The sequence below is a fragment of the Stenotrophomonas sp. 107298_Sma genome (assembly GCF_056480345.1).
Genome location: NZ_CM151094.1, coordinates 186,844 through 206,759 on the forward strand (window position 1 = coordinate 186,844; position 19,916 = coordinate 206,759).

Genomic DNA, 19,916 nt, shown 5'->3' on the forward strand with positions numbered 1-19,916 from the left:
CGCGCCGGGTTTTTTTTGTGCGCGCCCCACCCACGCATGGCGTGGATCCACGGCGGAACCCGCGGCATTCATCACCGCGCCCGTGGCGGCGCGTTGCCGTTGTCCATGTCCGAGAAGATCATCCACGGGCCGTCACCCACGCGCTTCAGCGTCAGCGTGAACTTGCCGATGTCGCCCACGTTGTTGCCGTAGCTGTACGCACCGATGATGTAACCCGTATTCCCCTCCACCGCATACGCCAAGGCACGCAGCCGCAACGGACTGCTGCCCTGGCCGGCATACGCGGCTTCGATCGCGCTGCGGCCGCGCACCGGCGGCTGGTTGCTCTGCAGCACAATGCCATCCTCGGTGAACAGCCCGGCCAGCGCCTTGGCATCACCGGTGCGCCACGCCTGCTCGTAGTCGCGCAGCACGCGCTCCAGCGGCGCGGGCAGGGCTGCATCCGGGAGAGGCTGCGCGCCTTCTGCATCGTGGGCGATTGCCGGCGATGCCAGCAGCAGGGCACTGCAGAACATCATGGCGAGTCGTGTGCGGCGCATGCGTCCAGGCCCTGGCGATGATGGGAAGGCTTCAGACGCATCCTAGCGCGGCGCTGGTTAGAATCACGCAGCTGCCCGCGTGGCGCATGCAGCGCAGATCAGACAAGGACACGGAATGAAGATTCGAATCACAGGGATGGCGATGATGGCCGCGCTGCTGGCCGCCTGCGGACAGGCACCGGCGCCGGATGCAGCACCGGCCGCACCGGCACCGACCACCGAAGCACCGGCTGCCACGGCGACGGTGGTCGAAAAGGAACCGTCCATCGAAGACGGTGTGGACCCTTCGGTGTGGGACAACGAAGGCGAACCGGAAGACCCGAGTGCCGGCGGCGAACTCACCTGCGCAGACAACCCGCTGGCGACCCATTTCTTCACCCTGGTGGGCGGCAATACCGTGGACGACTGCGGCCGCAAGGACCGGAAGGTGCTGACCGCGTTCAACGCCCTGATGAAGAACACGGCCGCGGCCGAATCCGCCGACAAAGAGATTCCGTCGCTGCGCGAGCGGCTGTTGAGCGGGCCCAGCGGGCCTGGCGAACTGGTGGTGCTGCAGGGCGAGCCGTGGTGGTTCTACACCGCCTGCCAGGCCCACGACTGCCCCGGCACCGCATTGGCGATGCTGTATTCGCCCGATCAGGCGAAGATGGTCGGCCGTCTTACCGCGCGCTGCCGTGTGTGGTGGCTGGGCGAGCCGACGGCGGAACAACGTGCGCAGATCGAACAGCGCCAGCCACTGCAGGATGCCGCGTTGAAGGAAGACAGCGCGCTCTGCGAGTGACACGGCGCCCGCCGCGGCGCCGGGCCGTGCCCGGCGCTGCAGTGAGCGTTGCTCCCCGTATCACCCTTCCGGCCGCATGCGTGCGCTGACCTGTGCGGTCAGCGACAGACTGGCCATCATCAGGCCCTCCATCACGCGGTCGCCCACGTACTCGTGGTCGGGACCGTTCTGGCGCACGCGCTCGGCCGCCAGCATCATTTCCAGTGCCACGCGCAGCCCGGCCAACGCGCAGTCCGCGTCGGCCAGCGCCATGCGGCGGCCGGGCATCTGATGACGTTCGGGCCAGGGCTGGCCGTCGGCGGCCGCGCCCTTGCCGATGCGGTTGAGGGTGGCGATGAAGGTGTTCGGATCGGCCGCAGGGGTGTGATCTGGCGACTCACCGGCATTGGCGGGCGAGTGATGCGGATGCAGGCGCGGGAAGTCCGGTGAGGTCATGGCAATGCTCCGTGCAGGACAGACGGTAGCCGCCACACAAGGGTGGCGGGCGGAGACGTGGCTCGAAAACCGGGACAGTGCGTACAAGGCCGGCAGGCACAAGGCCTCCACGCTCCGCCCACCATGACCGGCAGACGAATTGCCCGCCGGCGCCACATAGGGTGACGCCGACGGGCAGGCGCAAACAACGTACGCATTGCCACGGGTTTTCGAGGCCCGGCCACCCTTTTCCGGTGGCACGTCATCTGTACGCGTGCTGCTGCGCGGTGCCAATCAGAAGAGTTGCAAACAGCGTTTGATCGAAGACGCTTTCAGCATTCTTGCATGCTGTTAAGCCGTCGCAGGCGCAGGCGCCGCAACGGCCGTAGCGGTATGGGGAATATGCGACATGGGTCGAAGTTGATGATGTGGCGTACGGGCGCCACACCAAGCCGATGACGACAGTGCGGGGCGAAGAACGTACATCGACATCGACGCACTGTGATCTGTCAGTGCTCGTCGTGTCTCTCGTACCAAGCGTGAGTACGGTTCACGATCCGCACCACGGACAGCATTACCGGCACCTCGATCAGCACGCCCACCACCGTCGCCAGCGCCGCCCCCGAATGCACGCCGAACAGCCCTACGGCCGTGGCTACCGCCAGTTCGAAGAAGTTGCTGGCCCCGATCAGCGCTGATGGGCCGGCCACACAGTGCGCCACCCCCAAACGACGATTGAGCAGGTAGGCCAGGCCGGAAGTGAAATAGACCTGGATCAGGATGGGCACCGCAATCAGTGCGATCACCAGCGGCTGCTCCACGATCTGCCGGCCCTGGAAGCCGAACAGCAGCACCAGTGTGAGCAGCAGCGCGCACAGCGAGACGGGCCCAAGCTTGCGAAGCACCCGCTGCAACGCTGCCTCGCCACTACGCATCAGGATCCAGCGCCGCAGCAACGCAGCCACCAGCACCGGCAACACGATGTAGAGGCCAACCGACAGCAGCAGCGTATCCCACGGCACGGTGATCGCTGACAGGCCCAGCAGCAGTGCAACCACCGGCGCGTAGGCAACCACCATGATCGCGTCGTTCAACGCCACCTGGCTCAGGGTGAAGTTGGCATCACCGCGGCACAGGTTGCTCCACACGAACACCATGGCGGTGCAGGGCGCGGCCGCCAGCAGGATCAGCCCGGCGATGTAGCTGTCGATCTGCCCCGGCGGCAACCAGTCGGCGAAGGCATGGCGCAGGAACAGCCAGCCCAGCAGCGCCATCGAGAATGGCTTGACCGCCCAGTTGATGAACAGCGTTACGCCGATACCCTTCCAGTGCTGCTGCAACTGGCGCATCGCAGTGAAGTCGACCTTCAGCAGCATCGGGATGATCATCAGCCAGATCAGCACCGCAACCGGCAGGTTGACCTTGGCCACTTCGGCGGAGGCCAGCACCGCGAAGGCATCGGGTAGCGCGTGGCCAAGCAGGGTGCCGGCTGCAATGCTCAGCACAACCCACAGGGTCAGGTGTCGCTCGAACAGGCTCATGGCAGTGGCGCTCTCACGGCATGCCGTCGGTCGGCAACAGCTGGCCGATCCGGTCCAGTGCGTGCTGCATTGCCTCGCGGTCGGACCACAACGATTCGGGCAGCGCGAGCAATGCGCGCAGGCGTAGCTTCACGATGGCATGGGCCTGCGCGAAGGCTGCGGCCTTGTCGGCATCGCTGCCCGCCACGGCCGCCGGATCGGGCAGGCCCCAGTGGCTGCGGATGAAGTCACCGAACACCACCGGGCAGGCCTCCGCTGCGGCTGAGTCGCATACGGTGATGACCAGATTCATGGGCGCTGCATCCATGAACTCGTCCCATGATTTGCTGCGCAGCCCTTCAATGGGCATCCCTTCGGTCTGCAGCTGTGCCAGCGCGAACGGATTGACCCGGCCGGTGGGCTGGCTGCCGGCGCTGAAGGCGGTGAAGCGGTCGCCGCCCCAGGCGCGCAGGGTGGCTTCGGCAAGCACGCTGCGGGCGCTGTTGCCGGTACAGAGGAACAGGACAGAACGGGTCATGGGGCAATCGCCTCGATGGGGCAGGTCGTGTGCGGTATCAGCACTTGCAGGCGGGTGCTGCGGACGAGCACTCATCGCTGGGTGAGCCCGCGCAGCAGTTGTGCGTCAGGTACTCGATCAAGCCGTTCATGGCATCGAAGTTGGCCCGATAGCACACATGGCGGCCCTGGCTTTCGCTCTCTACCAGGCCGGCCTGCACCAGCTCCTTCAGGTGGAAACTGAGCGTAGCCGGTGGCACCAGCAGGGCCGTGGCGATGTCGCCAGCCATGCGTCCTGCCGGGCCGGCCTCCACCAGCAGGCGGAAGGCAGCCAGGCGGGTGGCGTGACCCAGGGCAGTCAGGGCAGTGATTGCATTCGACGTTTCCATATTTCTAGAATAGTCGAATGAATAAGCCAATCACAAGTGCCCACCTGCCGAACCTGGTAGAAGCCTCGCTGCCCCAGCCCGATCACCACCAGCTCGCCGCCGCCGATCTGGGGCCACCACGCATCCTCCTGCTCTACGGCTCGCTTCGGCCGCAGTCGTTCAGTCGCAAGCTGGCGCTGGAAGCCGAGCGGCTGCTGCATTACCTGGGGTGCGAGACCCGCGTGTTCGATCCGCATGCGCTGCCCATGCTGGACAGCGTGGACAAGAGCCACCCCGAAGTGCAGCGGTTGCGTGCGTGGTCGCAGTGGTCGGAAGGCCAGGTCTGGGTCAGCCCCGAGCGGCACGGGACGATCACCGGTGTGCTCAAGAACCAGATCGACTGGTTGCCACTGGAAGACGGCAGCGTGCGCCCCACACAGGGCAGGACGCTGGCGGTGATGCAGGTGAGCGGCGGTTCGCAGTCGTTCAACACGGTCAACACGCTGCGCGTACTTGGTCGTTGGATGCGCATGCTGACCATCCCCAACCAGTCATCGGTGGCCAAGGCCTGGCAGGAGTTCGATGACGATGGACGAATGAAGCCCTCGCCTTACTACGACCGCGTGGTGGATGTGATGGAGGAACTGGTGAAGTTCACGCTGCTGACGCGAGGGCGGTCGGACTACCTGGTGGACCGCTACAGCGAACGCAAGGGCGATGCGCATGCCGCTGCATTGGCGCGGGCCGCGGGCGCTGCGGCTTCCTGAATTCCTGATCCGCCGATGGGCGCATTACTTGCTTGCGCGCCGCGCGCCCTTCTCGTCTTCGTCCTTGGCATCCCCACGGCTCTGCGCGAACTCCGGGAATGTCTTCGCGATCGAATCCTTGTCCGGCAGGATGTAGAACACGCCGCCCTTCTCGAACGTGGATTGCACAATCTGCTCGTAGAACGCGGGCGTGACGTTGATGCAGCCGTGCGTAACGCGGTTGTCGTCCGGCGAAGGTGATGCCAGCCGTTCGGCGCGCTTCTCTTTCGGGGTGCCTGGCGGAAGCGGGTGCATCGAGACGGCGGAATCGTAGTCCACCCACAGCACGCGTCCGGCATCGTCGGAGGGGCCGTAGCCACCAATGAAACGGCCCGCTGGGGTGGTGCGGTCATGGCCTGGAATCGCACTCAGCGCGAGCTTGGCAACGCCGGGTGCAGAGTGATCGCCGATGGCCGAACCGAACAGCGCCGGTGCCGCGCCGCGCAGCTTGCCGTCGCCGCCGAAGACCAGTACCTGCGCAGCCGCCTTGTCCATGATCGCGAACGGATAACCTTGGTTGTCCTTGCTGGCGACCACCCAGCCGGCCAGTTCGATCACCGTCTCGGAGACGCTCTGGTCAGCGGGAAGTTCATCAACGGCGGCACTCCGCTGTTCAGGCGCTTCCTTGTCCTTGCCCTTGGCGCTGGCTGCGCCGCTGCACGCTACGGCCAGTGCCAACATCAACACAGGGAGGGCACGACGTGCAGGGGAGGAGGAGGTACGAATGGGACGGCTCCTTGCATTGAGACCGCGGGTGGAAGGACGCCAGTGGCCGGCGAAGGCCACTGGTTCCCGATACAGAGGTGGATCAATTCAAACGGTGAGGGAGCGATCAGCCGCGCGGCTTGCGGCCGGCAGGTGCCCTTTCAAGCTGCTGCACGCGGCCTTCGATCTGGTCCAGACGCTGGTTGGCCTGCTGCGCCGACTGGTTGGCGGACTCGGCACTCTGGGCGGCGCCCTGCACCTTTACATCGAGCTGGTCGAGACGCGAGTTGATCGTTGCAAACTCGTTCTTGTAAGAGGCGCAAGCGCCAAGGCTCACGGTGGCGATGAGCGCCACGCTGAGTGCACGGGCCATCTTCATGTGTTGCGAGGTCAGTTTCATTCCACTCCCTCCTTCGTCTGGGGAAGCTGGAATATAGCGGCGTTTGTTCCCGGCGCTACCAAGCGCTTTCAGCTGCAGTTGGAAGACGTGGATGGGCTGTGAAGGTCGGTAAATCAACAAACCTTAACAAGCGGGATCAAGCGAGCTGATCTGCACCGGCGGATCGCCTTGTGCCTGTTCAATATCACCCATTCACCAGCATGAAGCCGGCATCACGGCATCTGCGCCTGCGTGCTTCCGCCTGCTCCGCACGCAGGTTGCCATCCACTTGCTTCCAGCAGCGCTGCAGCGTTTCCAGGCTGGACATTCAGTAGTTCGGCGATGGCGTTGTGCATGTCCGGCGCGCGCGCAATATAGGCATGGGCGATGCGGTAGCCCGTCCAGTAGCCGAGGTCTCCGCGGCGCGTGTCGTCGCCGGGGCCGTTGTACAGCCACTTCGAAAGATCGGTACCCATGCTGTCCTGCAGGAACGCGCGCTCCAGCGCTTACTCGCGACCCTGCGTCCAACGCTGCAGATGCGCCTTGGACGGTTGCCCGGAGATCCGTTCTCCCACGTATTCGGCGCCGCCTTCCACCAGCGTCTGATAGAGCAGGGTGGGCTGCTCGACTTCCACGCGTGCACCGGGCCGTTGCACGTGCACATACTCATGGGCGATCAGATGCACGAAGCGGTCACTTACATCGGCCTGCATCCAGTCGGCGTTGCACAGCGCTTCCAGTCCGATGACCACACCTGCTTCGGTGGTAACGCCACCACTGTTGCCGCGGCCCACCAGTACGGTGACCGAGGGAAAGCGCGCAGACGGCAACAGGGCGCCCAGCTGATCGACGGCAGCGGCGACGCGCGTGCGGATCGATGGCAATGCTGTGGTTCTCGCTTTCGCAAACTAGTGACGGCTTGTCCTGGATGGCCCTGGCCAGCCGCTCCATCGAGCCGATACGGCTGTCGGTGAAGCTGCGCAGGGCATCCGTACCCACATCCAGGTAGCCGTGCTGCAGATCATCGGCGCTTGGGCGCCCGTGGTTGGCGTCCAGCACCTTGAAGAAGCACGTGACATCGTCTGTCTGTACGACGATGCGCCCGGCAGGAACGATGCGCTCAGCCGCCTGTGCCTGCAGCAGCGCGACCGGCGAGGCGACCAGGATCAGCGCCCGCATCAAGCATCGAGCGTGGTGCGCGTAAGAAGCCGCCGGCAAGGCCATGCGGAGTTCCCTGAACGGGAACCATATTTATACACCAGTCAGTTCAATATTCAGGGTCGATTAGACCCTCTAACGGATAATTCACACCTGTCGACCGCCTCTTCTCTCTCCCCCTCCCGGGAGGCGGTCGACGAAACCAAAATAATTAAAGGTGTGTCCCGATGAACAAGAATTCGCTGCTTGCCCTGGGTCTTCTGGCTGCTCTGCCGTTCGCTGCATCGGCGACCGATGGCCTGTCGTACAACTACGTTGAAGGCGGCTACGTGAACACCGATGCCAAGGGCGGCGACGCCGATGGCTGGAAGGTGAAGGGTTCCGTTGCGGTGCACCCGAACTTCCACGTCTTCGGCGACTACAGCGCCCAGGAGACCGACAAGTTCAAGAATGACGTCGACCAGTGGCGCCTGGGTGTCGGTTACAACTACGGCATCGCACCGAACACCGACCTGGTGGCCCGTGTTGCCTACCAGAAGTACGACGAGAAGCGCGGCCTGGACTTCAACGGCTACTCCACCGAAGTGGGCGTGCGCACTGCGTTCAACCCGTACGTGGAAGGCTACGTGATGGCCGGCTACGAAGATTTCACCAAGAAGCACGGCATCAACCCGGACGGCGAGTTCTACGGCCGCGTCGGCGCCACCGCCAAGTTCAACCAGAACTGGGGCCTGAGTGGCGAAGTGAAGCTGGCCAAGGCCGGCGACCGCGAGTGGTTCGTGGGCCCGCGCTTCACCTGGTAACAAACGCCTGTCGTTAGTGCGTGTTGTGCTGGCGTGTGACTCTCTCTCTCTCTCCCACACGCCAACCGAAGCCCGGCCTCGCGCCGGGCTTCACTTTTATGGGCTTCTGGGCGCCACAATGCGGCATGGGCGACCCTTCCTCCCTCGCAGGTACCGACACGGCCTATCAGGAGCACCGGGCGCCAGCGCCGCTGCGTGGCCATTTCGGCCAGCTATGGCAGAGCCAGCTCGCTGCGGATGCCGATGGCCATATCACCGTGCTGCCCGATGGCTGCGTGGACATCCTCTGGCGTGACGGCGCGTTGTTCGTGGTCGGCCCGGATCGTGTGGCTGCGCATCCGGCGCTTGCACCCGGTGCGCAGGTGCTGGGTGCGCGCTTTCGTCCCGGCCAGGCGTTGGCCGCGTTGGGATTGCCATTGGCCGGCATCATTGGACAGGCGGTGCCGTTGGCCGATCTGAAGGGCGGATGGGCCACAGCAGCCGCTGCATCCATTGGCGATACCGCGCCGGCCCAACGATTGCAGCGGATGGCGCAGTGCCTGCAGCAGCACATGGGCGCGGCGGCCCTCGACGTGCAGGCGCAACGGGCGCATGTGTTGTTCCACGCGCTTGGCCGTGGCCAAGCTACGCTGGACGAGCTGGCGGCAGGCTTGAACCTGAGCCCGCGCAGCCTGCGCCGTTTCAGCCAGGCGCAGTTCGGCTACGGCGCCAAGACGCTGGAGCGGATCCTGCGCCTGCAACGCTTCCTGCGCCACAGCCGTGGGTTGCCGCAGCATTCGTTGGCGATGCTGGCCGTCGATGCCGGCTATGCCGACCAGGCCCATCTCAGCCGCGAGGCCCGCGAACTGGCTGGCATGACCGCACGCGAACTTCGCGGGGAGTGGGGACAATGATGGCCGTTTCGTTCAAGACCGGCAGACCACGCTGATCGATGCTGCAGGCTCCAACCACGGAGTCCACCATGAGCCACGCCACCCCCGGTGCCGAACGCCGCATCGACAACATCGAATTCAACGTCGCCGACATCGCCCGCAGCAAACGCTTCTACGGCGAGGTATTCGGGTGGTGCTTCACCGACTACGGCCCCGCCTATACCGAGTTCGACGATGGTCGCCTGAAAGGTGGTTTCGTTTCCGACGCGCCGGTGCGTGCGCACGGTGGTCCGCTGGTCATTCTCTACTGCGCGGACCTGGCGGATGCGCAGCAGCGCGTGGTCGCTGCCGGTGGCGAGGTGGTGCAGGCGGTATTCGCCTTCCCCGGTGGCCGTCGCTTCCACTTCCGCGATCTGGATGGCTACGAGCTGGCGGTCTGGAGTGATGTGGATTGAGGTCTTCGTACCTTCGCCGGTGGACGGAACGAGAACCGCTCCGTCCCCGGTCAGGTGGTTCCGCTATGATCGCCCGCACATCGCTACACGCGATGCGCCCGCCTCAAGCCAGCAGGAACCGTCGTGAACTCCCAGCCCGCACCGATCACCGCCGTCAACCACACGCTCGACAACGAGCCGCAGCAGATCACCGCGCCACTGACCCATTCGGCGGCGTTCCTGGTGCTGAAGGTGAAGGATGACGAGGCATCGATCGCAAAGGCGCGCGAGGTACTGGCCAGCACCGACGACCTGATCAAGAACACCGCCATCCGCGAGATCGAGCGCACCTTCACCTGCAACGTGGCCATTGGCCACCGCGTGTGGCAGCCGCTGGTGGGTACCACGCCGCCGCGTGAGCTGGCGCCGTTCCGCGAGATCAAGGGCACGACCCACACCGCGGTGTCCACGCCGGGCGACCTGCTGTACCACATCCGTGCGCGCACCATGGACCTGATCGTGGCGTTCGAGCGCAACCTGCTGATGGCGTTCGGTGATGCGGTGGAAACGGTCGATGACGTGGCCGGCTTCCGCTATTTCGATGGCCGCGACCTGCTCGATTTCGTCGATGGCACCGCCAACCCGGAAGGGCTGTCGCTGCCGGAAGCCACCATCGTGGGCGAGGAAGACCCGGAGCACGCCGGTGGCAGCTACGTGGTGGTGCAGAAGTACCTGCACAACCTCGATGCCTGGCGCGCACAGAAGACCGAAGCGCAGGAAGCGATCATCGGCCGCACCAAGCACGACAACATCGAGCTGGATGATGCGCCGGCCGATGCGCAGAAATCGCACAAGACGCTGTGCACCATCGAGGATGCCGACGGCGAGCACGAGATCCTGCGCGACAACATGCCCTTCGCGAACCCGGGCCGTGGCGAGTACGGCACCTACTTCATCGGCTACACGCGCCACCTGTGGGTGATCGAGAAGATGCTCGAGCGCATGTTCATCGGCAATCCCGCGCCGCTGCATGACCGCATCCTCGATTTCTCCACCGCCACCACCGGCGTGACCTTCTTCGCGCCGTCGCGCAAGGTGCTGGCCGACCTGGGCGACTGATAGCGCCAGGCCTGCGGTCTACGCGCTGGCCATTACCGCCCGCCATCTGCCTGTCATCTATCGCGCCGACCATCAGAGGTTGGATGGAAGCGCAGGAGGCTGGCGATGGTCATGGCAGGAAACAGGGCCGGCGTGCGCCGCTGGTGGCGGCCGTTGGCCGCGCTGTTCGGTGCGCTCGCACTTGGAAGTGCCAGCGTTTCCGCGCAGGAGGCTCCCGCACACTGGATGGCCTATGCCGCCGCCGTGGGCGGCCAGCTGCAGCAGCGCCTGCAGCAGGAGCAGGATCCGCGGGCGCAGCGCGTGCTGGAATGGATGCAGGCACACCCGGATACGCCGACGCCGTTGCCGGTGAGCGTGTGGATCGCGGCGGATGGCCGCATTTCGGAACTCGAATTCGGCAGCCTGGGCGACGCCCAGATCGACGCCGACCTGCGCGCGACATTGCAGTCCGCGCCGTTGCAGGCCGCCCCACCGGCTGACATGCGCCAGCCGCTGCGGCTGGGCCTGCTGCTTACCCAGTAGATCCACGCCATGCGTGGATGGGCCTGGTAGATGCCGACCTTGATCGGCAGGCGTGCGCCAACCAAGGTTGGCGACAACCGGTAAACCCCGGCCACGCACGGCGTGGCTCTACTGCGCAGGTACTGCCTGCGGCTCGCGCGCGGCGGCGCGCCACGCCCGCAGCCCGAACAATGCCAGGCCCAGGAAGAACACGTACAGCGCGGCGGTCACATGCAGCGACTTGAACAGGTACGCACCCACGTACACCACGTCCACCGCGATCCACACCCACCAGCAGGCCACGTGGCGGCGTGCCTGCCACCACTGGCCGACCAGGCTCAGCGCGGTCAGCATCGCGTCCAGCCACGGCAGCGCGGCATCGGTGAAGGTGTGCATGGCCGCACCCAGCGCCACGCCACCGCAGAGGCCGATGGCCAGGTCGCGCAGCAGCTTGTCGCGCGCCAGTGGCACGATGCGGACGCTGCCCTCGTCGGCGGCGTGCTGCCGCCAGTTGAGCCAGCCGTAGACCAGGAAGCCACCGAAGGCGACCTGCAGCAGGGTGTCCGAGTACAGCTTGGCCTCGGCGAACACCAGGCCATACAGCATCACCGACAGCAGGCCCACCGGCCACGCCACCAGCCGGCGCTTGGCCATCAGCCAGACGCCGAGGATGCTGCACAGCGCGGCGGCCCACTCCAGCATCAGGCCGCTCACAGCGCGAACGTCACCGACAGGCGGGCCTGTCGCGGTGCGCCGGGGAACAGGTAGTAGTCACCGCCGCTGCTGCCGGTATCGCGCCAGTAGAAGCGGTTGAACACGTTGTCCACCGACAGGTTCCAGGTCACCGCACGCTCGTGCAGGCGATGCTGGAAGCGCAGGCCGGCATCGAACACCGAGTAGTCCGGTGCGCGCACACCACCATCGGCGCGGGCGACATTGGCACCGGCATAGCGCCAGCCGCCGGTCACGTCCAGGCCCTGTACGAACGGCAGCGCATAGGCCACGTGCACGCTGGCGCGCACCTTCGGCACGTTCACCAGCTGATGACCTTCATAGGCGGGCGTGCCGGTGTCGCGCGCGCGTGCCCGCAGCACGCTGGCGCTGGCCACGATCTGCAGCGCATCGGTCAGCTGGCCATTGGCGGTCAGCTCCAGGCCGGTGTGGGTCTGCTTGCCTTCCTCGACGAAGGTGTAGCCGACATCGCTGCCGTCCGGCTTGGCGTACTGGTACGGCTGCGAAATGCGGAACAGCGCCGCGCCCAGGGTCAGCGCCTCGACCGGCATGTACTTCACACCCACTTCCAGCTGCCGCGACTGCACCGATGGCAGGAAGGTATCGGCGTTGCTGGTCCAGAACGGCGCTTCCTGGCCCAGCGAGATGCCGCGCACATAGCTGGCATAGGCATTGAGCTGGTCGGTGGCCTTCCACACCACGGCGGTCTGCGGCAGGAAACGCGACAGGCGGCTGTGCCGCTGCGGGGTACCACGCTTGTCGTAGGCACGCTCGTCCAGGCGCACGAAGCGGCCGCCGGCCAGCCACTGCCAGTCATCACCGAAGCTCATCCGGTCCAGCGCGAAGAACGCGGTCTGGCGGCTGTCCAGGCGTCGTGCGGACGGCCCTGGCATCTTCGGCGACGGTTCGAACACCGGCACCTGCGCATCGTGGATGTTGCTGGTGCCCACGTACTCGTTGACGCTCGGGCGCTTGTCCACGGTGCGGCGGAAGTAGTCGGCACCGATGGTCAGCTCATGGCCGACGCTGCCGGTCTCGAAGCGGCCGCGCAGCTCGGCACGGGCCTGCTGGTTGCGGCGGGTGTCGTCCGGGCTGCGGTAGTCGTAGACGTCGTAGTCGCCATTGGGCGCGAAGTAGTTGCCCGGCACACTGCCATCGGCGCACTGCGCGGCGTAGTAGCAACCGTAGGCGAAGGCGACGTTGTCATCGATGACCGAGCGGCTGTGGCCGACCGAGACGCGCGACTGCCAGGCATCGTTGAATTCGTAGGTATGCAGCGCGGTGATGTTGGTGCTGGCAATGTCGACCGGACGCTGCCACGGCTGGTAGCCCAGCAGGAATTCGCGATCCACGCCGTGTGGCAGCTCGCGCGCGCCCAGCAGCTGGTATCCGGACACCGAGCGCTGAGAACTGGTCTGGTAGTTGGCATCCACTTCCAGCTTGCCGCGTTCGCCGATCAGCCAGTCGGCGGCCAGCGAATAGAAGTTGCGACGGCCATCGGCGTGCTCGACATAGGAATTGCTGGAGTCCCATGCGGCATTCAGACGCAGGCCGAAACGCGGAGTGATCCAGTGGCCGACATCGACGGCGACGTAGCGCGAGCCTTCCGAATCGGTGCCGAGCGTGGCGCTGCGCACTTCGGCCGGGCGCTTGCCGATGTAATTGATGATGCCGCCGGGCGCCATCACGCCTGCGGCCAAGCCGGCTTCACCCTTGAGGATCTCCACCGACTGCACGTTCTCCAGCGCAAGGCGCTGTTCGCCGGCGATGGACAGGCCGTTGAAGCGGTAGCCGGTGGCGGCGTCCAGCGCGAAACCGCGGATGGCGATGTTCTGGTAGTAGCCCACCGGCGCATACGCATCGCCCAGCGAGGCATCGTTGCTGGCCAGCTCGGACAGCGAACGCACCTGGCGGCGGTCGAGGTAGTCGCGCTCAAGCACGTTCACCGACGCCGGCGTGTCCTTCCAGGAACCACCACCAAAGGCGTTCACGCGCGAGGTATCGGCCTTCGGCTTGCCGGCCTGCACGCGCACCGCCGCCAGTTCGGTCGGCGAACGCTCGGCGCCGGTGGCAGCCGCATCGGGGGACGCCTCGGCTTCGCTGGCGTGCAGCGGCAGCGCGGCGCAAAGGGCGAGGGAGAGCAGGGTGGGGTGCAGGCAGCGGTTCATTCGGTTCGTCTTCGGACAACAAGGGAGACGAAGCGACGGCGCGCAGGTGCACCGGCCCATGACGGGGGTGTGGCTGCGGCTCAAAGCTCCCTACGCCGGTGCAAACCGGATCAGGTTCCAAGGGACTCTCTCAGCCTGGCAGATCCAGGCACCCCCGCTTCAGGTCACCATTTCACTACAAATGGTACGGATTTGCGAGCTGGTGCCCTTCAGGCAGCGGGGTCAGAGCCCTTTCCGCAGGAAAGGGCTCTGACCCCAACGGTGCGCCAACCGGGTCACGCCGCTGCGTGCAACGCCTGCAGCAGTGCCTGTCCCGGCGCGCTGTGGAACCACGCCGGATGCCCCAGCATGAACGGCTGCCACGCCACATCCGCGTTTGCGGTGGAGCCGGTGATGCCTTCGAAGTACTCCACTTCGGACAGTGCGAAGTCGAAATGCACCATCGGCAGCAGGTCGGCCAGCAGCTGCACGCGTGCTGCCGACAGTGGCTGTACCTCGCGGTAGCCGTCGAGCAACGCCAGTGCGATGTCGATGCGCACCGCCTCCAGGCCGCGCTCCAGTTCCAGCCAGGCCACCGCGTTGCGCTCGATCGCGGTGGCGAGGTCGAACAGTGCGCTGGTGGGCGAGGCCAGGCCGAAATCCAGCACGGTGCTGACCTGCCCATCGCGCCACAGCAGGTTGGAAACATGCCAGTCGTTGTGCGCCCACAGCCGCGGTTCGTCGCGCAGGCGCTGGGCCAGGCCGGCGTGCCACGGCAGCACGTCGCGGCGAAGCTGGGTTTCCCACGGAATGCGCGCGAGGTAGCGGGCCAGACCCGGTCGTGTGGGCAGTTCGGCTTTGATCGCGGCGATCGGATCGTCGGCGCGGATCAGGTCGTCGCGCGCCACCAGCAGATGGGTACTGCGTTGTGGCGCGTGATAGCTGGCGGCGGCACAGTGCAGCCGGGCCAGCATGCGGCCGGCTTCGCGGGCCTGCGCGACATCGGTCAGCAACGACCACGACACGGCATCGCGGTACAGGTCCTCGCCCACGCCCACGGCATGCAGCTCGAAGGTCCATTCGCCGTGCTCGACTGCGGTGCGGCCATCGGCTGCCGCAAGCACCTGCACCACCGGTACGCCGGCGGCAGCGAGATGGACGATGAAGTGGTGTTCTTCTTCCAGGCAGGCGGCGCTGCGCACGCTGTGGTGGTGGCGCTTGATGAACACCGGTCCGCGCGTGCCATTGACGATGGCGGCGGCCGACAACGGCCGAGGACTGTGCCAGTGCGGCTGGCTGTCCGCATCCAGCTGCGGAAAGCGCTGGCGCAGCCACGCGAGGTCTGCGGTGCTGATCGGCGGCCAGTCGGCAGCGACCTCGTCGTTGTTGAGGCCCTGCACCCGGTGGGAAGAAGAAGTCATGCCGCAGCCCCAAGGGGGAAAATCACATCCAAGGCTGCGCATTCAACGCCATGGCCGCCCGCAACGCAAACGGGCGGGTCATCGACCCGCCCGTCGTCACATGGTCATCGGCGGTACCGCCGCGCCGGGTTACCAGCCGCGATGGCGGCCGCGGTCGTGGTAGTAGCGGTTGTCGTAGTAGCGCTCGCGCTGCCAGCGACGGTCGTCACCGCGGTCGTAGTAGCCGCTGCGGTAGTAGCCACGGTCGTAACGGCGATCGTAGCGGTCGTCGTAACGGCGATTGTCGTAGTAACGACGGTCGCGGCGGTCGGAGGTGGTCAGGTTGCCGATCGCGCCGCCGGCCACGGCACCGCCGACAGTGGCAGCGGGATCACCGTTGGAGAGCAGGTTACCGGCCACGCCACCGACCACGGCGCCGACCAGGGTGCGCTTGTCCTTCCTCGACATCGCGCTGGCATCGCTGACCACGGCCACACCGGCCACCAGTGCCAGAGCCATCGCCAGACCACGGAAGCTGAGTGCGGAAGTACTGAGCATGTTCGTTCTCCTGTGAGGTGCATGCCACGCTGGGCAGGGAGGGCGCGGGGCGCCCCGGCTGCCGTGATGTCCACGCTGGCGTTCCAACATTGCCGGAACATTGCCTGGTCCACCGTGCGGCTTGCGCATTCATCTAGCGGCAGGCGGCATGAAGCAAGGCTGAAAGCGGCCTCGGCCGCTCAGCTGGCAGAAAGGGAAAAGGCCACGCGGACGCGGCCCTCCCTTCTCTCCCAAGGCGCCGCGGGCTTAGACGCCCATCGCCTTCTGGGCCTGCCGGGCCTGCTCCTGCTGGGCATCCTGCTGCTGGTGCAGCACGTTCGGGGCGCCCTGGACGGCACCGCTGCTGAGTGCCAGGCTCTGCTCGCTGGCCGTACGGGTGTCCACCGCCGCGCGAATGGCGGCCGGGTCGCCAATGGTGCCCTGCACGGCGAACAGGCGCTCACCGTTCGGACTGGGTACCACCGAATCGATGCGCTGCAGGCCGGCGGCGTGTGCCTCCTTGGTCAATGCGGCAGCAGCGCTTTCCAGCGCATGCCGATCCTTGAAGGTGCCGGCCGGCATCAGCTCCAGGCCCTTGCTGGCCTGGATGAACAGCGGATTGCGCGGGTGCCGCTCGTCGTTCAGCAGCGGCCGCTCGCGAGCCTCCTTGATCGCTTCCAGCGTCTTTGCCCCGACAATGCCGTCGGCGACCAGGCCGTTGTCCTTCTGCAGCTGGCGCACCGCCGCGTCGGTGTTGCGGCCGTAGCGACCGTCTTCGACCAGCGGCTTGCCATCGGCCCCGACATAGCCGAGGTGGCCCAGCTGTTCCTGTACCTTGCGCACGCCCTCGCTGTGCGCGCCCTGCTTGTACAGTTCGGCGTGCGGCGTGGCAGCGGCCTTGTGCTCGGCCGCGGGCCTGCCCTGGGTCTGCTCGTGCGACTGGGTACGGTTCTCCAGCAGATCGCGGGCCCTGGACAGCGGGTCGGAGGCGTACAGCTTCCAGTTCGGGTGGTCCTTCACCTGCTTCAGGTAGTCCTCGACCGGCATGGTGTGCACGCCCTTGCTGCCGGTGGACTGGCTGATCAGCAGCTTGTCGGTGTTGGGATCGCGCACCACCATCACGATGTGGTCGATGCCGTTCCAGTGCTCGTGGCGGGTCTTGGCCGTATCCAGGCCGATGATCATGCCTTCCTTCAACGCATCGGGCTTGAGGATCGCGTCGCGGTCAAGCAGCACGCCGGACTGGTCGAACGCCTTGCGCACGATGCCGCCGGAACCGAGGTTGCCCAGGTCGATGCGATCAGCCTTGCCGAACACCGCGTGCCCGGCCTTCTGGTTGATCTCGTCCATGGTCCGGTTCTGCAGCGTGCCGACCCAGCCGGAACAGTCGATATAACCCTGCTCGACGTTCTTGCCGGTCTTGCCCGGTACGTACAGCGCGTGGCCCGGAATGTTGATGGCGTACCTTACGTCGTCGTACTTCACGCCGGCCTCGTAGGCGGCCTGCAGTTCAATGCCCGGCTTCGGCGTGGCAGCCGCCGTTGCGGTTGCCGCCAGCGTGGCTGCACCAGTCGCCACGGCTGCGCTGGCCTGTGCAGGCGCTGCCGGGGTCTGGCCCTGGCCCTGCGCCACCGCCTGCGGTTCGATGTTCTTTTCCGGAATGCTGATCGCCGCGTACTTGTGGATGTAGTAGCTGGAGAACGTCCGCGCCAGGTCGCCATCGTCCATGCCGCGCATCTCGGCCAGGGTGTGGCCGGTCAGCGCCTTCGCGTCGGAGCCGATCTGGTTGAGTACGTTGCGGCGCATGTTGATTTCTTCGCCGTGGCTGTTGCGGACCACGCCGAAGGTGCCGGTGGCAATGGCGGTCTGTACCGAGCCATAGCCGGCGCTGCCCTGCTGGTGGGCCAGGTACAGGTCCAAGCCGGTGGGCGTGTTGCCCCCGGACAGGTAGGGATTGCCGGTGCGCTCGTTGCGGCGCGCCATCGAGTCCAGGTTGTCCTGGTACATCTGTGCGGCCGCTTCGGTGTTGCGGGTCGGATCGAACTCGTGGCCGGTCAGGTGGTACTGGCGCGCGGAACCGGGCACGAACTGGAACAGGCCCTTGGCACCGGACGAGGTGTTGTGCGCGCGCTCGTTGAAGCTGCCGCCGGTCTCGATATGCGCGAAGCGCATGAAGTCATCCACGGGGATGCCCTTCTGCCTGGCGACCTGCTCGACGATGTCCAGGACTTCCTTTCTGCTGTAGTCATGCTGTGCCATGACGTTTTCCTCGGGGTTGATGGAGCGGCGGAAGCCGCGAATCGCCAACCGGACTCATCCGTGAGTCAAGAACATGTCGGTCAACAGGTAACCCGCGTGTGCGGGTGGGAATCAGCGCGCCAGGTACTTCTGGGTCACGCTGTCGAAGCGGTAGTGCACGGCGTCGCCGACACCCAGTGCGCGGGTCTTGCCCGGGCTATCGATGGTGGTGCCCTTGAAGCTCACGGTCAGCTGCGGCAGGCCGTTGCCGTCGGCAATGAAGGCCAGTTCGCCATCGCTGTCGGTGCACGGCATCACGTTGCCGTCGTCGCAGGCGGCGCTGTTGTCTTCGCCGGTGCGTACCGAACCGACATAGCGCCAGACCTTGCTGTCCACGTCGTCTTCGCTGCGCTTCGGGTTGAACAGCAGCAGGGCATAGCCGCTGCCGCTGATGCCGCGGTCGAAACTGCTGGTCGGCACCGCCAGCAGCAGGCGGCCATCGGCCGTGCGATGTTCGAGCGGCTTGCGCCGGGTGTCGATGTCGTCGGCCTTGTCGTAGGCGCCGAGCGCGCCGATGGTCCATTCCTGGCCACGGAACTTCCACGGCTTCTTCGCATCGCCGCCGGCCAGCACGAAGGTGGCCTCGGCCAGGTTGGCGCGGTCATCCGGGCCGGCCGCTTGCTGCTCGCCGGGCTTGCCGTAGTGCTCGCGGGTATCCCACGAGAAACCGGTGTAGTAGGTGGTGCCGTCGAGCGTGAACTGATGGCCGAACCAGAAGGTCGCCACGCTGCCGTTCTGGACCTCATAGGAGGTCGCGCCATCGCCGTCCTGCTGGTAGGTGAAATACATCACGGTCGGCGCATCTGGCGGGGTGACGGCGGTATCGGGGGAAGTGTTCTGCATCGGGGCAACATCCTGTCGGGGCGCATTGGCAGCCTGCGCGTGCGCGCCGGGCTGGGAGGACGAGGGGGCCGGGTCGGCGGCGCTGCAGGCGGCAGCGGAAAGAGAGACGAGCAGGCACGCCGCGAATGCGCGCAGGGGCGGCAATGGCAGGGTCCAACGTGGTTTTGGGGGGTGATGCATGCGCCTCTCCATGGTCAGCGTTGCCGGGCCAGACGGCCGGCAGGAAACCGCACCCCATCCACCGGGGACAGGAGCGAGGACATGAGCCGGTCGATTCCTTCGACCTCGCATTGAGAACCCATGCCCGGCAATCTTTGCACAGAATCGCGACGCATCAAAGAGGGCAGCACGCCGCGCCCTCTTATGTGAACGGCATCTCAGATATTGCCATCGCGCAGGTAGTCGAACAGCTCGGCGTCGCCCTTCAGACCCAGTTTGAGCATGGCGTCACCCTTCTGCCGGCTGATGGTGCTGACGCTCTTGTGCAGCTGCAGCGAGATCTCCTTCACCGTCATGCCAGTGCCAAGCAGCCGCAGCACCTCCACCTCGCGCGGCGACAGTGGCTTGCCGTCGCCCTCGCGCATGCGCCAGCTGCCCGCCGCCTCGACCCGCTCGCGCAGGCTGCGGCTGATATAGGGCTGGCCGCGATAGACCGCCTGGATGGCCTGGGGCAGTTCGTCCATCGACGAGCTCTTGTCGACCAGGCCGAGCACACCGCTGTCGAGCACCATGCGCAGGATCGCCAGGTTGTTGGAGACGCTGAGCATGAGTACCGGCAGGTCGGGATGGCGGCGGCGGATCATGCCGATCATGGCGAAGCCGTCGGCCTGTGGGCTGCCCGGCATGGAGTAGTCGGTGACCAGCAGGTCACAGGGCTGGCTGCCCAGCAGGGTCATCAGCGCCTGCGCGCTGTCCGCCTCGCCGACCACGCGGCCCACCCCGCTCGACTCGATGACGGCGCGGGTACCGATACGGACCACCGGGTGGTCGTCTGCGATGATGATGCGCAAGCTCATGCTCTAGTATGGCCACCGGGCACGCCGG

The 19,916-nt window shown here is 66.1% G+C and carries 22 protein-coding genes, 1 pseudogene and 1 riboswitch; of the genes and pseudogenes, 8 read left to right on the top strand and 15 right to left on the bottom strand.

The genetic code is table 11. From position 1 onward, the window contains the following. Nucleotides 1–71: 71 nt before the first annotated feature. Nucleotides 72–518, bottom strand: coding sequence for a YybH family protein (locus tag ACZK2G_RS00860; protein WP_046985368.1), 447 nt, complete (start codon nucleotides 516–518; stop codon nucleotides 72–74). Between the two features lie 136 nt (nucleotides 519–654). Here ACZK2G_RS00860 and ACZK2G_RS00865 point away from each other — a divergent pair, with 136 nt between their 5' ends. After that, nucleotides 655–1,320 carry an Ivy family c-type lysozyme inhibitor gene (locus ACZK2G_RS00865; RefSeq protein WP_295378543.1) on the top strand — a complete coding sequence of 222 codons (666 nt, stop codon included), beginning with the start codon at nucleotides 655–657 and terminating at the stop codon, nucleotides 1,318–1,320. A gap of 60 nt (nucleotides 1,321–1,380) precedes the next feature. Here the strand turns inward: ACZK2G_RS00865 and ACZK2G_RS00870 are convergent, their stop codons facing one another. The 4 genes from ACZK2G_RS00870 to ACZK2G_RS00885 form a co-directional block, all read right to left on the bottom strand. Continuing rightward, the gene (locus ACZK2G_RS00870; protein ID WP_136638482.1) at nucleotides 1,381–1,755 is read right to left on the bottom strand and encodes a hypothetical protein; all 375 of its coding nucleotides are present in this window, start codon (nucleotides 1,753–1,755) and stop codon (nucleotides 1,381–1,383) included. A 488-nt stretch (nucleotides 1,756–2,243) separates the two neighbouring features. Further along, the gene (arsB, locus tag ACZK2G_RS00875; protein WP_478474402.1) at nucleotides 2,244–3,275 is read right to left on the bottom strand and encodes an ACR3 family arsenite efflux transporter; all 1,032 of its coding nucleotides are present in this window, start codon (nucleotides 3,273–3,275) and stop codon (nucleotides 2,244–2,246) included. 13 nt (nucleotides 3,276–3,288) lie between these two features. After that, a complete protein-coding gene (locus tag ACZK2G_RS00880) occupies nucleotides 3,289–3,792 on the bottom strand; it encodes an arsenate reductase ArsC (protein ID WP_478474404.1) in 504 nt (167 codons plus the stop codon). A 37-nt stretch (nucleotides 3,793–3,829) separates the two neighbouring features. After that, nucleotides 3,830–4,159 (bottom strand): ArsR/SmtB family transcription factor, encoded by a 330-nt coding sequence (locus ACZK2G_RS00885; RefSeq protein WP_136638483.1) that lies wholly within the window; start codon nucleotides 4,157–4,159, stop codon nucleotides 3,830–3,832. A gap of 17 nt (nucleotides 4,160–4,176) precedes the next feature. On the opposite strand from ACZK2G_RS00885, the gene arsH reads away from it, so the two are divergent. Then, on the top strand, nucleotides 4,177–4,905 hold the full coding sequence (arsH, locus tag ACZK2G_RS00890; protein WP_136638484.1) for an arsenical resistance protein ArsH: 729 nt from the start codon (nucleotides 4,177–4,179) through the stop codon (nucleotides 4,903–4,905). 24 nt (nucleotides 4,906–4,929) lie between these two features. Here arsH and ACZK2G_RS00895 read toward each other — a convergent pair whose 3' ends face one another. The 3 genes and pseudogenes from ACZK2G_RS00895 to ACZK2G_RS00905 all read right to left on the bottom strand — a co-directional run bounded on the left by ACZK2G_RS00895 (nucleotide 4,930) and on the right by ACZK2G_RS00905 (nucleotide 7,144). Then, on the bottom strand, nucleotides 4,930–5,622 hold the full coding sequence (locus ACZK2G_RS00895; protein WP_136638498.1) for a murein L,D-transpeptidase: 693 nt from the start codon (nucleotides 5,620–5,622) through the stop codon (nucleotides 4,930–4,932). Nucleotides 5,623–5,776: 154 nt separating this feature from the next. After that, nucleotides 5,777–6,049 carry a hypothetical protein gene (locus ACZK2G_RS00900; protein WP_012509703.1) on the bottom strand — a complete coding sequence of 91 codons (273 nt, stop codon included), beginning with the start codon at nucleotides 6,047–6,049 and terminating at the stop codon, nucleotides 5,777–5,779. A 212-nt stretch (nucleotides 6,050–6,261) separates the two neighbouring features. Then, nucleotides 6,262–7,144: pseudogene (locus ACZK2G_RS00905) on the bottom strand (DUF2268 domain-containing putative Zn-dependent protease). Between ACZK2G_RS00905 and ACZK2G_RS00910 the strand changes: the two are divergent. The 6 genes from ACZK2G_RS00910 to ACZK2G_RS00935 all read left to right on the top strand — a co-directional run bounded on the left by ACZK2G_RS00910 (nucleotide 7,040) and on the right by ACZK2G_RS00935 (nucleotide 10,936). Further along, complete coding sequence (locus ACZK2G_RS00910; protein WP_478475619.1) at nucleotides 7,040–7,417, top strand: hypothetical protein; 378 nt, start codon at nucleotides 7,040–7,042, stop codon at nucleotides 7,415–7,417. The pseudogene ACZK2G_RS00905 and the gene ACZK2G_RS00910 overlap by 105 nt on opposite strands. After that, nucleotides 7,414–7,989, top strand: coding sequence for an OmpO family porin (locus ACZK2G_RS00915; RefSeq protein WP_046985361.1), 576 nt, complete (start codon nucleotides 7,414–7,416; stop codon nucleotides 7,987–7,989). Before ACZK2G_RS00910 ends, ACZK2G_RS00915 begins: the two co-directional genes overlap by 4 nt. A 125-nt stretch (nucleotides 7,990–8,114) precedes the next feature. Next, nucleotides 8,115–8,882 (top strand): helix-turn-helix transcriptional regulator, encoded by a 768-nt coding sequence (locus ACZK2G_RS00920; protein ID WP_253078124.1) that lies wholly within the window; start codon nucleotides 8,115–8,117, stop codon nucleotides 8,880–8,882. A 68-nt stretch (nucleotides 8,883–8,950) separates the two neighbouring features. After that, nucleotides 8,951–9,316: a VOC family protein gene (locus ACZK2G_RS00925; RefSeq protein WP_253078125.1), complete on the top strand. Its 366-nt coding sequence runs from the start codon at nucleotides 8,951–8,953 to the stop codon at nucleotides 9,314–9,316. A 123-nt stretch (nucleotides 9,317–9,439) separates the two neighbouring features. Further along, nucleotides 9,440–10,414 (top strand): Dyp-type peroxidase, encoded by a 975-nt coding sequence (locus ACZK2G_RS00930; protein WP_478474406.1) that lies wholly within the window; start codon nucleotides 9,440–9,442, stop codon nucleotides 10,412–10,414. 105 nt (nucleotides 10,415–10,519) lie between these two features. Further along, nucleotides 10,520–10,936, top strand: coding sequence for a hypothetical protein (locus ACZK2G_RS00935; RefSeq protein WP_295378586.1), 417 nt, complete (start codon nucleotides 10,520–10,522; stop codon nucleotides 10,934–10,936). 108 nt (nucleotides 10,937–11,044) lie between these two features. Here the strand turns inward: ACZK2G_RS00935 and pnuC are convergent, their stop codons facing one another. From pnuC to ACZK2G_RS00970, 7 genes are all read right to left on the bottom strand, one after another. Further along, a complete protein-coding gene (pnuC, locus tag ACZK2G_RS00940; protein WP_478474407.1) occupies nucleotides 11,045–11,617 on the bottom strand; it encodes a nicotinamide riboside transporter PnuC in 573 nt (190 codons plus the stop codon). Between the two features lie 8 nt (nucleotides 11,618–11,625). Continuing rightward, nucleotides 11,626–13,815 carry a TonB-dependent siderophore receptor gene (locus ACZK2G_RS00945; protein WP_337302952.1) on the bottom strand — a complete coding sequence of 730 codons (2,190 nt, stop codon included), beginning with the start codon at nucleotides 13,813–13,815 and terminating at the stop codon, nucleotides 11,626–11,628. 70 nt (nucleotides 13,816–13,885) lie between these two features. Next, nucleotides 13,886–13,981: riboswitch (TPP riboswitch) on the bottom strand. Between the two features lie 109 nt (nucleotides 13,982–14,090). Beyond that, nucleotides 14,091–15,215, bottom strand: a complete 1,125-nt coding sequence (locus tag ACZK2G_RS00950; protein WP_046985356.1) for a phosphotransferase enzyme family protein — start codon at nucleotides 15,213–15,215, stop codon at nucleotides 14,091–14,093. Nucleotides 15,216–15,344: 129 nt separating this feature from the next. Then, on the bottom strand, nucleotides 15,345–15,752 hold the full coding sequence (locus ACZK2G_RS00955; protein ID WP_005411889.1) for a glycine zipper 2TM domain-containing protein: 408 nt from the start codon (nucleotides 15,750–15,752) through the stop codon (nucleotides 15,345–15,347). A 246-nt stretch (nucleotides 15,753–15,998) separates the two neighbouring features. Then, on the bottom strand, nucleotides 15,999–17,990 hold the full coding sequence (locus ACZK2G_RS00960) for an XVIPCD domain-containing protein (protein WP_478474410.1): 1,992 nt from the start codon (nucleotides 17,988–17,990) through the stop codon (nucleotides 15,999–16,001). Between the two features lie 111 nt (nucleotides 17,991–18,101). Further along, a complete protein-coding gene (locus tag ACZK2G_RS00965) occupies nucleotides 18,102–18,872 on the bottom strand; it encodes a hypothetical protein (RefSeq protein ID WP_478474412.1) in 771 nt (256 codons plus the stop codon). A 377-nt stretch (nucleotides 18,873–19,249) separates the two neighbouring features. Beyond that, nucleotides 19,250–19,888, bottom strand: a complete 639-nt coding sequence (locus tag ACZK2G_RS00970; RefSeq protein ID WP_046985354.1) for a response regulator — start codon at nucleotides 19,886–19,888, stop codon at nucleotides 19,250–19,252. Nucleotides 19,889–19,916 lie beyond the last annotated feature (28 nt).

Coding starts and splice junctions, on each gene's coding strand:
- ACZK2G_RS00860 (WP_046985368.1), bottom strand. CDS start 518: ATGATGTTCTGCAGTGCCCTGCTGCTGGCATCGCCGGCAATCGCCCAC.
- ACZK2G_RS00865 (WP_295378543.1), top strand. CDS start 655: ATGAAGATTCGAATCACAGGGATGGCGATGATGGCCGCGCTGCTGGCC.
- ACZK2G_RS00870 (WP_136638482.1), bottom strand. CDS start 1,755: ATGACCTCACCGGACTTCCCGCGCCTGCATCCGCATCACTCGCCCGCC.
- arsB (WP_478474402.1), bottom strand. CDS start 3,275: ATGAGCCTGTTCGAGCGACACCTGACCCTGTGGGTTGTGCTGAGCATT.
- ACZK2G_RS00880 (WP_478474404.1), bottom strand. CDS start 3,792: ATGACCCGTTCTGTCCTGTTCCTCTGTACCGGCAACAGCGCCCGCAGC.
- ACZK2G_RS00885 (WP_136638483.1), bottom strand. CDS start 4,159: ATGGAAACGTCGAATGCAATCACTGCCCTGACTGCCCTGGGTCACGCC.
- arsH (WP_136638484.1), top strand. CDS start 4,177: ATGAATAAGCCAATCACAAGTGCCCACCTGCCGAACCTGGTAGAAGCC.
- ACZK2G_RS00900 (WP_012509703.1), bottom strand. CDS start 6,049: ATGAAACTGACCTCGCAACACATGAAGATGGCCCGTGCACTCAGCGTG.
- ACZK2G_RS00915 (WP_046985361.1), top strand. CDS start 7,414: ATGAACAAGAATTCGCTGCTTGCCCTGGGTCTTCTGGCTGCTCTGCCG.
- ACZK2G_RS00920 (WP_253078124.1), top strand. CDS start 8,115: ATGGGCGACCCTTCCTCCCTCGCAGGTACCGACACGGCCTATCAGGAG.
- ACZK2G_RS00925 (WP_253078125.1), top strand. CDS start 8,951: ATGAGCCACGCCACCCCCGGTGCCGAACGCCGCATCGACAACATCGAA.
- ACZK2G_RS00935 (WP_295378586.1), top strand. CDS start 10,520: ATGGTCATGGCAGGAAACAGGGCCGGCGTGCGCCGCTGGTGGCGGCCG.
- pnuC (WP_478474407.1), bottom strand. CDS start 11,617: ATGCTGGAGTGGGCCGCCGCGCTGTGCAGCATCCTCGGCGTCTGGCTG.
- ACZK2G_RS00945 (WP_337302952.1), bottom strand. CDS start 13,815: ATGAACCGCTGCCTGCACCCCACCCTGCTCTCCCTCGCCCTTTGCGCC.
- ACZK2G_RS00950 (WP_046985356.1), bottom strand. CDS start 15,215: ATGACTTCTTCTTCCCACCGGGTGCAGGGCCTCAACAACGACGAGGTC.
- ACZK2G_RS00955 (WP_005411889.1), bottom strand. CDS start 15,752: ATGCTCAGTACTTCCGCACTCAGCTTCCGTGGTCTGGCGATGGCTCTG.
- ACZK2G_RS00960 (WP_478474410.1), bottom strand. CDS start 17,990: ATGGCACAGCATGACTACAGCAGAAAGGAAGTCCTGGACATCGTCGAG.
- ACZK2G_RS00965 (WP_478474412.1), bottom strand. CDS start 18,872: ATGCAGAACACTTCCCCCGATACCGCCGTCACCCCGCCAGATGCGCCG.
- ACZK2G_RS00970 (WP_046985354.1), bottom strand. CDS start 19,888: ATGAGCTTGCGCATCATCATCGCAGACGACCACCCGGTGGTCCGTATC.